Here is a 12,805-nt window from a genome sequence, read left to right as displayed (position 1 = left end):
AGATCGTCGATCGCAATGGCCTCGTCCTCGCCACGAGTTTGCCCGTGCGCGCCATTTGGGCGATTCCCGAGTCGGTGCCGGACGATCTCGATCAGTCCAAACTTGCCGCACTCGGCGGTTTGCTCGGCATGACGCAAAAGGAGTTGCGCGCGAAGTTCTCCGAAGACAAGACGTTCGTCTACGTGAAGCGTCAAGTGCCCGTCGATGTCGCCGCCAAGGTCGAGGCCCTGAAGATTCCCGGTATCTATCAGCGTACCGAGTACAAGCGCTTTTATCCCGAAGGCGAAATCACGGCTCACTTGGTCGGGTTCACGAACATCGAGGACGAGGGCCAGGAAGGGGTAGAGCTCTCCGATCAGAAGCTGCTCTCCGGTACGCCCGGGATGCGCCGCGTCATCAAGGACCGGATGGGCCACATCATTGAGGACGTCGACGAGCAAGTCGTGCCGCATGACGGCAAAGACGTCGAACTGTCGATCGACAGCAAGATTCAGTACATCGCATATTCGGATCTGAAGGCGGCCGTCGAGAAGACGAAGGCGAAGGCCGGCGCGGCAATGGTCATCGATGTGCGTACGGGGAACGTGCTCGCGCTCGTCAACTACCCGACCTACAACCCCAACGACCGCTCGCACTTGACCGGCGAGCAACTGCGCAACCGCGCGCTCACCGACGTGTTCGAGCCGGGCTCGATCATGAAGCCGTTTACGGTGTCGCTCGCGCTCGATTTGCATCGGGTGACGCCGAACACGCTCGTCGATACAGGTAACGGCCGCTTCGTCCTCGATGGCGCGCCGATCACCGACGATAGCGCTAACGGTGTGCTGACGATCGGCGGCGTGCTCCAAAAGTCGAGCAACATCGGGGCGACGAAGATTGCGATGACGCTCAAGCCCGAAGAGATGTGGAATATGTATACAAGCATCGGGCTCGGGCAAGCGCCGAAGGTGGGTTTTCCCGGCGCGGCTGCCGGCCGGTTGCGGCCTTGGAAGAGTTGGCGCCGTATCGAGCAGGCGACGATGTCGTACGGCTACGGGCTGTCGGTCTCGCTGTTCCAGCTCGCGCGCGCCTATACGGCGATCGCGCACGACGGTCAGATCATGCCCGTATCGATTTTTAAGACGGACCCGAGCCAAGTCGTGACGGGCCCGCAGATTTTCTCGCCGACGACGGCGCGCGAAGTGCGCACGATGCTCGAGTCGGTCGTGACGGCGGCGGGTACGTCGCCCGAGGCGGCCGTGCCCGGATATCGCGTCGGCGGCAAGAGCGGCACCGCCTACGTGCATTCCGGACGCGGCTATGACCGCTCGAAGTACCGCGCTTCGTTCGTCGGGATGGCGCCGATGCCGAACCCGCGCATCGTCGTCGCCGTCTCGATCGATCAGCCCACTGCTGGCAGCCACTTCGGCGGCTACGTGTCCGGCCCCGTATTTTCCGGCATCGTCGGCGATACGCTGCGCGCGCTGAACGTGCCGCCCGACATGCCGGTCAAGCAATTGGTCGTCTTGGGCGATCCGGTCAACGTCAAAGCCAAGGACGAGACCCCTGCCGCGCCTAAAGGGCGTATTGCGGGGTTCGCGCCGGCCCGTCCGATGACGGTGTCGGCTGCAACACATGCTCACCCGGGAGTCGTTCGATGAGTGCGCCCGAGAACCAGGACGCCATGCACCGGGACATCGCCGATGCGCTCGACTGGCTGCGCGCGCACGCGGCAGCCGGCGCTCAACTGCATGCCGACACGCGTACGCTCGCGGCCGGCGACGTATTCTTCGCGTACGCCGTGGACGGCGCCGACAGCCGCGCGCACATCGCGAGCGCTTTGGAGCGCGGCGCGGCGGCGGTGCTGTTTCAGCCCGAAGGCTTTTCGGGGCATGTCGATGCCGCGCGTGCACGCGCGGTGCCGCACCTCGATCGTCTGGCCGGCGAGATCGCCAGCCACTGGTATGGCGCGCCGAGCGAGTCGATGCGTACGATCGGCGTGACGGGCACCAACGGCAAGACCTCGTGCTCGCAATGGATCGCCGCGGCGTTGACCGCGCTCGGCGAACCGTGCGCCGTGATCGGCACGCTCGGAACCGGCATGTGGGGGCATCTCGTTCACACCGGCTTCACGACGCCCGATGCGCCCCAGATGCAGCGATCGCTCGCGCAATTGGCGGCGGCGGGTGCGCGTGCCGTTTCGATGGAGGTGTCGTCGCACGCGCTGCATCAAGGCCGCGTCAACGGCACGGCCTTCGATATCGCGGTGTTCACCAATCTCACGCAAGATCACCTCGACTATCACCATACCTTTGAAGCCTACGAGGCGGCTAAGGCGAAACTGTTCGATTGGCCCACGCTGAAGGCGGCGGTCATCAATCGCGACGATGCTGCGGGGCGCCGGCTGATCGAGCGGACGCAGCCGCGTATGCCGACGATCGTCTACGGTATCGGCGCGACGAGCGACGCGCCGAGCGCGCATGCCGCCCTGGTGGCGACGAACGTGCGCGCCACCGCAACGGGCACGGCGTTCCATCTGTCGTCGGATTGGGGCTCGGCCGAAGTCGAAGTGGGCACGCTCGGCGAATTCAACGTCAGCAATCTGCTTGGCGTGCTCGGCGCATTGCTCGCCGCCGACGTTCCGCTCAGCGACGCGTTGGCGCAGCTTGCCAAGCTCGAGCCGGTCAACGGCCGCATGCAGCGCCTAGGCGGGCGGATCGCCAACGACGAGCCGCTTGTCGTCGTCGACTATGCGCATACGCCCGACGCGCTCGAAAAGACGCTCGCCGCGTTGCGCCCGATGGCGCAAGCGCGTGGCGGGCAGCTCGTCTGCATGTTCGGTTGCGGCGGCGATCGCGATGCGACCAAGCGGCCACTGATGGGCGCGATCGCGCAGCGGCTCGCGGATGCCGTCGTCGTCACGAGCGACAACCCGCGCAGCGAAGATCCGGCATCGATCATCGACCAGATCGTCGCGGGCATGACGCAGCCGGACCAAGCGCGCCGCATCGAGGATCGCGCGAACGCCATTTTGCAAGCGGTGCGCGGCGCGGCCCGCGAGGATGTCGTGCTGCTGGCCGGCAAGGGCCACGAAGCCACTCAGGAAATCATGGGCAAAAAGCGGGTTTTTTCGGATCAGGATCACGCCCGTCTGGCATTGGCGGCGCGCGCGACGCATCCGCGCGGAGGCGAGCAATGACGATGCTTTCGCTGAACGAAGCCGCGCAGCTTATCCCGGGAGCGACCGTCCACGGCGACGGTGCAACCGTCTTCGAGCGGATCGGTACCGATAGCCGCACGACGGGACCGGGCGAGCTGTTCGTCGCGCTCAAGGGCGACCGTTTCGATGCCCACGACTTTTTGTCGGACGTTCGCGCACGAGGCGCGAGCGCGGTGCTTGCCTCCCGGTTGCCCGACGATTGGCAGGGGCCGGCGCTGCTCGTGCCCGATACGCGCGCGGCGCTCGGCGCGCTGGCACGCGGCTGGCGCCGCCGCTTCCCGCTGCCGCTCGTCGCCGTGACGGGCAGCAACGGCAAGACGACCGTCAAAGAGATGATCGCGTCGATCTTCGCGCAGGCGGTCGGCGAATCGGCGCGGCTGGCCACGGCCGGCAACTTCAATAACGATGTGGGACTGCCGCTGACGTTGCTGCGCTTGAACGCGGCGCATCGGCTGGCGGTCATCGAAGTGGGTATGAATCACCCTGGCGAAACCGATCTGCTCGCGAAGATCGTGCTGCCGACGGTCGCCCTCGTGAACAACGCGCAGCGCGAGCACCAGGAATTCATGGCGACGGTCGAAGCCGTCGCGCTCGAGCACGCAAGCGTGATCCACGCGCTGCCGGCCGACGGTGTCGCCGTGTTCCCGGCCGACGACGCCTACTCCGCGATCTGGCGCATCGCCGCGACGGGGAACCGAATCGTCGACTTCGCGCTCGAAGACGCTTCGCGGAGCGAGGCTGTCTCGGCTACGGTGGTGACCGGCGTGCTCGAAGGCAACCGTTTGCGTGCCCGTACGCCGGCGGGCAGCTTCGAGGCGACGCTCAACGTACTCGGCGAGCACAACGCGCGCAACGCATTGGCGGCTACGGCCGCGGCCGTGGCCGCGAACGTGCCGCTCGATGCGATCGTGCACGGCCTCGAAGCGTTCTCGGCGGTCAAGGGCAGGCTGCAAACGAAGCGCGCGGTCGCGGGGCCGCTTGCGGGCGCGACCGTCATCGACGACACCTACAACGCGAATCCCGATTCGATGCGCGCGGCGATCGACGTGCTGGCCGCATGCGCCGCGCCGCGTGTGCTCGTGATGGGCGACATGGGTGAAGTGGGCGACAACGGTGCTCAATTCCATCGCGAAGTCGGCGCGTATGCGCGCGAACGCGGTATCGATGCGCTCGCCACCCTCGGCGACGCCACGCGCGAATCGTGCGGGGCGTTCGATGCGGCGGCGCAAGGCGCGGGCCACGGCGCCGCCCGTCATTTCGACGACGTGACGGCACTCGTCGAGTACTTGCTGCAAGCGGGTTTTGGATCGAGCGCGACGCTGCTCGTGAAGGGCTCGCGTTTTATGCGAATGGAGCGCGTCGTCGAGGCGCTCACCGTTCAACCGTCACCCCTCGTGCCGGGCGCTGCGCCCGGTGCGCATTGAAAGAGAAGGACAAGCATGCTGCTGGTGCTGGCGCAATGGTTGCAAAACGACGCAAGTTTCTTGCGCGTTTTCAGCTATCTGACGTTTCGCGCGGTGATGGCGACCATCACCGCGCTCGTGATTGGGCTCGTTTGCGGGCCGTGGGTGATCCGCAAGTTGACGGAAATGAAGGTGGGGCAGGCCGTCCGCACCGACGGACCGAAGACGCACCTCGTCAAATCGGGCACGCCGACGATGGGCGGCGTGCTGATTCTGATCGGCATCGCCGTTTCGACGCTGCTGTGGGCCGATCTGACCAATCGCTTCATTTGGATCGTGATCCTTGTGACGTTCGGCTTCGGCGTGATCGGTTGGGTCGACGATTATCGCAAGGTCGTCTACAAGGACCCGCGCGGCATGTCGTCGCGGGAAAAGTATTTCTGGCAGTCGGTGATCGGCCTGTTCGCCGCGGTCTATCTCGCTTTCAGCGTGTCCGAGGCGAGCAACGTGCGCGTGTTCGATCTGTTCATGGCGTGGGTGCGCAGCGGTTTGTCGATGGGGCTGCCCGCGCGTGCAGACTTGATGCTGCCGTTCTTGAAATCGATCAGCTATCCGCTCGGCGTTTGGGGCTTCATCGCGCTGACTTACCTCGTCATCGTCGGCGCGAGCAATGCGGTCAACCTGACCGACGGCCTGGACGGCCTCGTGATCATGCCCGTCGTGCTTGTCGGTGCGTCGCTCGGCGTGTTCGCCTATGTGATGGGCAGTTCGGTCTATTCGAAGTACCTGCTCTTTCCGCATATTCCCGGCGCGGGCGAGCTCTTGATCTTCTGCTCGGCAATGGGCGGGGCCGGGCTCGCATTCCTTTGGTATAACACGCACCCCGCGCAGGTGTTCATGGGCGACGTAGGCGCGCTCGCGCTCGGCGGCGCGCTGGGCACGATCGCCGTGATCGTCCGGCAAGAGATCGTGCTGTTCATTATGGGTGGCATTTTCGTGGCCGAGACGCTGTCGGTCATGCTGCAAGTGGTGTGGTTCAAGTACACGAAGAAACGCTACGGCGAAGGGCGGCGCATCTTCAAGATGGCGCCGCTGCATCACCACTTCGAGTTGTCGGGCTGGAAAGAGACGCAGGTCGTCGTTCGGTTCTGGATCATCACGTTGATGCTCTGCCTGTTCGGGCTATCGACGTTGAAGCTGCGCTAACGCCGCGCGGCGAATGTAAAGGAAAAGGGAAAGCAAGCGATGTTCGGTGAGATGTTTCGCGATCGGCAAAGGCCGACGGTACTCGTGCTGGGGCTCGGTGAGTCGGGCCTTGCGATGGCGCGCTGGTGTTCGCGCCAGGGGTGCCGTTTGCGCGTCGCCGATACGCGCGAGGCGCCGCCGAATCTGCCGGCGCTGGCACAGCACGACATCGACGCTCAATTCGTCGGCGGCGCTTTTTCGCCTGCGCTGCTCGATGACGGGATCGAACTCGTCGCCGTGAGCCCGGGACTGTCGCCGCTGGCTCAGGACCTCGCCCCGCTCATCGCGAGCGCGCGCGAACGCGGTATTCCGGTATGGGGCGAGCTCGAATTTTTCGCGCAGGCGCTCGCGCATCTGGGCGAGTCCGGCTACGCGCCGAAGGTCGTCGCGATCACCGGCACGAACGGCAAGACGACCACGACGAGCATGACGGGGCTGCTGTGCGAACGGGCCGGGAAGAAGGTGGCCGTTGCCGGCAACATCAGCCCGTCGCTGCTCGACCGTTTGATGGATGCGATCGACGCGGCGGCCTTGCCCGACGTTTGGGTGCTCGAGCTCTCGAGCTTCCAACTGGAAACCGCGCATTCGTTCGCGCCCGATGCGGCGACGGTGCTCAACATCACGCAAGATCATCTCGACTGGCACGGCGGACTCGACGCCTATGCCGCCGCGAAAGGACGTATTTTCGGACCCGATACGGTGCGCGTGCTGAATCGAGACGACGCACGGACGATGGCGTTCGCGCCGCGCCCCGATTCGACCGGACAAGCGCAACCGCAGCCGCCGTGCATCACGTTCGGCTTGAACGAGCCCGCTCGTTTGGGCGACTACGGACTCGTGCTCGAAAACGGCATCAATTGGCTCGCGCAAGCGCGCGAGCGCGAGCCGTTGGACGAAACGACGAGTCCGCGCCGACGCAAGCAAGAGGCGGCCGCGCCCGCGGATCTCGCGATGACGCGCCTCATGCCTGCCGACGCGTTGCGCGTGCGCGGCTTGCACAATGCCGCCAACGCGCTGGCCGCGTTTGCGCTGGCGCGCGCGATCGGCCTGCCGGCCGCGCCGCTGCTGCACGCATTGCGCGAATATCGCGGCGAGCCGCATCGCGTCGAGTTGATCGCGTCGATCGACGGAATCGATTTCGTCGACGACAGCAAGGGCACGAATGTCGGCGCGACCGTCGCCGCACTGGACGGACTGGCGCAGCGCGTCGTGCTGATCGCCGGGGGCGACGGCAAGGGACAGGATTTCGGGCCGCTCGCGCGACCGGTGGCGCGTTGGTGCCGTGCCGTCATGCTGATCGGACGCGACGCGCCGCATATTCGCGAAGCGCTAGCCGAGACGGGCGTCGCGCTCGCCGAGCATCCCACGCTCGAGGCGGCGACGCACGCGGCCTGTGGGCTCGCCGAACCGGGCGATGCCGTACTGCTTTCGCCGGCCTGCGCAAGCCTCGATATGTTCACCAACTATGCGCATCGCGCGGCCGTGTTCCGTGACACGGTCGAGGAAATTGCAGCGCAGCGGGGGACCATGCTATGAGCTGGCTCGATCGCTTCGGCTCCGGTCTCGGAGGACAACGCGATACGGCGGACGGCGCCAAACCGGCGAAGTTCGCCGCCGCCGTATCGCCCATGGGCGGGCTCGCTAGCGTGGTCAGCGGCATGCGGCCGGTGCGCTCGCGCATGCTCGATTACGATCACGCGCTGCTGTGGGTCGTCATCGCGCTCCTTGGGCTCGGCGTCGTGATGGTCTACTCGGCCTCGATCGCGATGCCCGATTCGCCGAAGTACGCGGCCTATCACACCTATGCATTCTTGATGCGCCATGTGATTTCGCTGGCGCTCGCCTCGGTGATCGCGATCATTACGTTCAAGATTCCGATCTCGGTCTGGGACAAGTACGCGCCCAAGCTTTTCTTGCTCGCGCTCGCGGCGCTCGTGATCGTGCTCATTCCGCACATCGGCAAGGGCGTGAACGGCGCACGGCGTTGGATTCCGCTTGGCCTGATGAACATGCAGCCGTCGGAAATCATGAAGCTCGCCGTCACGATCTACGCGGCGAACTACACGGTGCGCAAGCAAGAGCACATGCACAGTTTTGCCAAGGGCTTCTTGCCGATGGGCTTCGCCGTCGGCGTCGTCGGCGCGCTGCTGCTGCTCGAGCCCGACATGGGCGCCTTCATGGTCGTCGCCGCGATCGCGATGGGCGTGCTCTTTCTCGGCGGCTGTGAACGGCAAGCTGTTCGGCGGTCTCGTCGCGACGGCCGTGGGGACGTTCTCGATTCTGGTGTGGGCGTCTCCGTGGCGCCGCGAGCGGATCTTCGCCTACCTCGACCCGTGGGACGATCGCTACGCGCAAGGCAAGGCCTATCAATTGACGCACTCGCTGATCGCATTCGGCCGCGGCGAGTGGTTCGGCGTCGGTCTGGGCGGCAGCGTCGAAAAACTCAACTATCTGCCCGAGGCGCACACCGACTTCATTCTCGCCGTGATCGGCGAGGAATTCGGATTCATCGGCGTGCTGGTTGTCATCTTGCTGTTCTATTGGATCGTGCGCCGCGCGTTCGAGATCGGCAGGCAGGCGCTCGCGCTCGACCGCACCTTCGCAGGGCTGATGGCCAAGGGCATCGGCATATGGTTCGGCGCCCAAACGTTCATCAATATGGGCGTGAATCTCGGCCTGCTGCCGACGAAGGGGCTCACGCTGCCGCTCGTCAGCTACGGCGGCTCGGGTATCGTGCTCAACTGTGTCGCGCTGGCGGTGTTGATGCGGGTGGACTACGAGAACCGCGTCCTGATGCGTGGGGGGAAGGTATGAGCACCACGCCGCAACACACGCTATTGGTCATGGCCGGCGGCACCGGGGGACACGTGTTCCCGGGGCTCGCGGTGGCTCACCGTATGCGCGCATGGGGCTGGCGCGTGGTTTGGCTCGGCAATCCGACCGGCATGGAAGCGTCGCTCGTGCCGAAACACGGCGTGCCGATCGAGTACGTTCGCTTCGGCGGGCTGCGCGGCAAAGGGCTCAAGACCAAGTTGATGCTGCCTTTGAACTTGCTGCGCGCATGTCTAGAAAGCGCTCGCGTGCTGAAGCGCGTCAAGCCCGATGTCGTACTCGGGATGGGCGGCTACATCACGTTCCCGGCCGGCGTCATGACGGCGCTGACCGGCCGTCCGCTCGTACTGCACGAACAGAATTCCGTCGCGGGGCTTGCCAACAAGGTGCTCGCGAAGCTCGCGCGTCGCGTGCTCGTTGCGTTCCCCGACACGCTGCCCGGGGCCGAATGGACCGGCAACCCGTTGCGCGACGAGCTTTGCCATGCACAAGAGCCCAAGGCGCGCTATGCGAGCCGCACCGGTCCGCTGCGTGTGCTTATCGTCGGCGGGCAGCTTGGGCGCCGCGGCACTGAACGAGTGCGTGCCGCGCGCGCTGGCGCTGCTTGCGCCGAACGAGCGCCCGCACGTCATCCATCAAGCCGGTGCGAAGCATATCGACGCGTTGCAGGCGAACTACGCGCAAGCCGGCTTCGAACCCGGCGAGGCGCTGCGTCTCGTGCCGTTCATCGACGACATGGCCGCGGCATACGGCGAAGCCGACCTCGTGATCTGCCGCTCCGGCGCGATGACGGTGGCCGAGGTGGCCGCCGTGGGCGTGGCCGGCATTGTTCGTGCCGTTCCCGTATGCGGTGGACGACCATCAAAGCACGAACGCCCAATTCTTAGCTTCGCAAAATGCGGCCGTCCTGGTGCAGCAACGCGACTTGTCGCCGGAAAACCTGGCGGAGTGGCTGCGCAGCCAGACGCGCGAGACGCTCGCCGAGATGGCCGAGCGCGCGCGCTTGCTCGCCAAGCCCGAAGCTACCGATCGCGTCGCGCAGGTATGCGCGGCGTGGCGCTCGCGCGCCAAGAAGGAAAGTCATGAAACACATCGTCAAACATATTCACTTCGTCGGGATCGCGGCGCGGCATGAGCGGGATCGCCGAGGTGCTCGTCACGCTCGGCTATCGCGTCAGCGGGTCGGACCTGGCTCGTAGCGCCTCGACCGACCGCCTCGCATCGCTCGGCGCACGCATCGAGATCGGGCACGACGCCGAGCACATCGGCGACGCCGACGCCGTCGTAGTCTCCACGGCCGTACGTAGCGACAACCCCGAGGTCTTGGCAGCGCGCCGCAAGCGCGTGCCGATCGTGCCGCGCGCCGTGATGCTGGCGGAACTGATGCGTTTGAAGCAGGGCATCGCGATCGCCGGGACGCACGGCAAGACCACGACGACGAGTCTCGTGGCGAGCGTGCTCGCGGCGGGCGGGCTCGATCCGACGTTCGTGATCGGCGGGCGGCTGACGAGCCGCGGGCGTCAATGCGCGCCTGGGCACGGGCGACTTCATCGTCGCGAGGCCGGACGAATCGGACGCCTCGTTCCTGAATCTGTTGCCCGTGATCGAAGTCGTCACGAACATCGACGAAGATCACATGGACACCTACGGGCACGACTTCGCCGGCTCAAGCAGGCGTTCATCGAATTCACGCATCGGTTGCCGTTCTACGGTATCGCCGTGCTGTGCGTCGATTGCACGAACGTGCGCGAGATTCGCCGTTTGTCTCGAAGCCGGTGATTCGTTACGGCTTCGCGCCCGATGCGCAAGTGCGTGCGATCAACGTGTCGCGCGCGAGGCAAGATGCATTTCACGGCGGTGCGCGAAGGCGCGACGCCGATCGACATCGTGTTGAACATGCCGGGCACGCACAACGTGCAAAACGCGCTGGCTGCGATTGCGATCGCCACCGAACTCGAGATCGCCGATGCCGACATTCAACGGGCGTTGGCCGAGTTCACCGGTGTCGGACGGCGGTTCCAGCGCTACGGCCAGATGCGCGCGGCGGAAGGCGGAACGTACACGCTGATCGATGACTACGGTCATCACCCGGTAGAGATGGCGGCGACGATCGCCGCCGCGCGCGGGCGTTCCCAGGTCAAAGGCTCGTGCTTGCGTTCCAGCCGCATCGATATACGCGCACGCGCGATTGCTTCGAAGATTTCGTCGGCGTGCTATCGAGCGTCGACGCGCTCGTGCTGACGGGAAGTGTATGCTGCCGGCGAATCGCCGATCGTTGCCGCCGACGGCAATGCGCTCGCACGCGCCGTTCGTGCGACGGGCAAGGTGGATCCGGTATTCGTCGCGACGGTCGAAGAGGTGCCGCGGCGCTGTCGACGCTCGTGCGTGACGGCGACGTGGTGATCACGATGGCGCGGGCTCGATCGGCACGGTGCCGGACGCCTCGCAAACGAACTCAAGGTTAGGGATTAAAGGTCAGAGATGAGTAGCATCGATCCGAAACGTTTCGGCAAAGTGGCCGTCTTGCTCGGTGGGCAATCCGCCGAGCGCGAGGTGTCGCTCAAGTCGGGCTCGCTCGTGCTCAAGGCATTGCGCGACGCCGGTGTCGACGCCCACCCGTTCGATCCTGCCGAGCGCCGCTGTCGGCGCTCAAGGACGAGGGCTTCGCGCGCGCGCGTTCATCGCGCTGCACGGGCGGCTACGGCGAGAACGGCCAAATCCAGGGCGCACTCGACTTTTACGGTATCCGTTATACGGGGCCCCGGCGTGCTCGGGTCTGCACTCGGCCTCGACAAATTCCGACGAAGCTCGTCTGGCAGCAAACTCGGCGTGCCCACGCCGCCGTTCGAGGCAGTGATGCGCGGCGACGACTACGCCGCGCGCGCAGCCGACATCGTCGCCAAGCTCGGCTTGCCGCTGTTCGTGAAGCCCGCGAGCGAGGGTTCGAGCGTCGCCGTCACGAAAGTGAAAACGGCCGAAGCACTGCCGGCCGCGCTTGAGGAAGCGGCGAAATTCGACAAGATCGTCGTCGTCGAAAAGAGCATCGAGGGCGGCGGCGAGTACACCGCATGCATCGCGGGCGATCTCGATTTGCCGATCATCAAGATCGTGCCGGCCGGCGAGTTCTACGACTACCACGCGAAGTACATCGCGGACGACACGCAGTACCTGATTCCCTGCGGCCTTCCCGCCGACGAAGAGAAGCGCTTGAAGGCGGTGTCGCGCCGTGCGTTCGAGGTGCTCGGCTGCACCGACTGGGGCCGGGCCGATTTCATGCTCGATGCGAACGGCAACGCCTACTTTCTCGAGGTGAATACGGCGCCGGGCATGACCGATCACTCGTTGCCCCCGAAGGCCGCGCGCGCGGTGGGCATCAGCTATCAGGACCTCGTCGTCGGCGTACTCGCCCTGACGCTTTCGGATTGAACGCCGCCCATGTGGATAACGTACGCCAACTGAACCTCGCCGCCAACGCGCTCTATGCGCTGTGGGCGCTGGTGCTATTGGCGGCCGGCGCGTACTGGCTGATGCAACGTCCGGCGTTCGCGCTGCATACGATCGCGATCGGCGGCGACACCGAGCACATCAACGCGCCGACGGTGCGCGCAGGTGTAGTGGGGCATTTGAAGGGCAACTTCTTCACGGTCGATTTGGATAGCGCTCGGGCGGCGTTCGAGCAGATGCCGTGGGTGCGCCGCGCGAGCGTGCGGCGCGTTTGGCCCAACGCGCTCGCGGTCACGCTCGAAGAATACAAGCCGCTCGGCACGTGGGGTAGCGATCAGCTCGTCAGTGTCGACGGCGAACTGTTCACGGCGAACCAAGGCGAGCTCGATCAGGATCTGCCCGCGTTCGACGGACCGAACGGGACGGAAAAGGAAGTCGTCGCGCCTACTTCGATTTCAAGAAGTGGCTGGCGCCGCTCGGGGCGACGCCCGACGAAGTGACGCTGTCGCCGCGCTATGCGTGGACGGTGAAGCTTTCGAACGGCACGCAGATCGAGTACGGCCGGGGAGCGCAACCCGCAAACGCTCGCCGATCGCAGCCATCGGCTGAGCGCGGCTTGGGGCGCGGTCACGGCGCGTTGGGGGAACGATATCGAATACGCTGATTTGCGTTATCCGAACGG

General features: G+C 65.5%; 6 protein-coding genes and 4 pseudogenes. All 10 read left to right on the top strand.

All coding sequences use genetic code 11. The features are described 5' to 3' along the window. On the top strand, positions 1-1,640 hold a 1,640-nt coding region (locus AB1286_RS20935), incomplete at its 5' end, for a peptidoglycan D,D-transpeptidase FtsI family protein (RefSeq protein ID WP_430365191.1). Further along, a complete protein-coding gene (locus AB1286_RS20930; RefSeq protein WP_430363980.1) occupies positions 1,637-3,178 on the top strand; it encodes a UDP-N-acetylmuramoyl-L-alanyl-D-glutamate--2,6-diaminopimelate ligase in 1,542 nt (513 codons plus the stop codon). The genes AB1286_RS20935 and AB1286_RS20930, both read left to right, overlap by 4 nt. Further along, complete coding sequence (locus tag AB1286_RS20925) at positions 3,175-4,623, top strand: UDP-N-acetylmuramoyl-tripeptide--D-alanyl-D-alanine ligase (RefSeq protein ID WP_430363981.1); 1,449 nt, start codon at positions 3,175-3,177, stop codon at positions 4,621-4,623. Before AB1286_RS20930 ends, AB1286_RS20925 begins: the two co-directional genes overlap by 4 nt. Positions 4,624-4,638: 15 nt before the next feature. Beyond that, complete coding sequence (mraY, locus tag AB1286_RS20920) at positions 4,639-5,808, top strand: phospho-N-acetylmuramoyl-pentapeptide-transferase (protein ID WP_430363982.1); 1,170 nt, start codon at positions 4,639-4,641, stop codon at positions 5,806-5,808. Between the two features lie 39 nt (positions 5,809-5,847). Continuing rightward, positions 5,848-7,383 carry a UDP-N-acetylmuramoyl-L-alanine--D-glutamate ligase gene (gene murD, locus AB1286_RS20915; protein ID WP_430363983.1) on the top strand — a complete coding sequence of 512 codons (1,536 nt, stop codon included), beginning with the start codon at positions 5,848-5,850 and terminating at the stop codon, positions 7,381-7,383. Next, positions 7,380-8,661, top strand: a pseudogene (gene ftsW, locus AB1286_RS20910) (putative lipid II flippase FtsW). The gene murD and the pseudogene ftsW overlap by 4 nt, the downstream one beginning before the upstream one ends. Then, positions 8,658-9,730: pseudogene (gene murG / locus AB1286_RS20905) on the top strand (undecaprenyldiphospho-muramoylpentapeptide beta-N-acetylglucosaminyltransferase); the annotation flags it as partial. The pseudogenes ftsW and murG, both read left to right, overlap by 4 nt. A 31-nt stretch (positions 9,731-9,761) precedes the next feature. Then, positions 9,762-11,164: pseudogene (murC, locus tag AB1286_RS20900) on the top strand (UDP-N-acetylmuramate--L-alanine ligase). Then, positions 11,161-12,105: a D-alanine--D-alanine ligase gene (locus AB1286_RS20895; protein WP_430365190.1), complete on the top strand. Its 945-nt coding sequence runs from the start codon at positions 11,161-11,163 to the stop codon at positions 12,103-12,105. The pseudogene murC and the gene AB1286_RS20895 overlap by 4 nt, the downstream one beginning before the upstream one ends. 101 nt (positions 12,106-12,206) lie before the next feature. Continuing rightward, a pseudogene (locus tag AB1286_RS20890) lies at positions 12,207-12,805 on the top strand (cell division protein FtsQ/DivIB); the annotation flags it as partial.

It is taken from the genome of Trinickia sp. NRRL B-1857, assembly GCF_050470685.1.
In the GTDB taxonomy this organism is placed as follows: Bacteria; Pseudomonadota; Gammaproteobacteria; order Burkholderiales; family Burkholderiaceae; genus Trinickia.
Note: the sequence above shows the minus strand (reverse complement) of the source record. Positions and strands in the feature narration are given on the sequence as shown.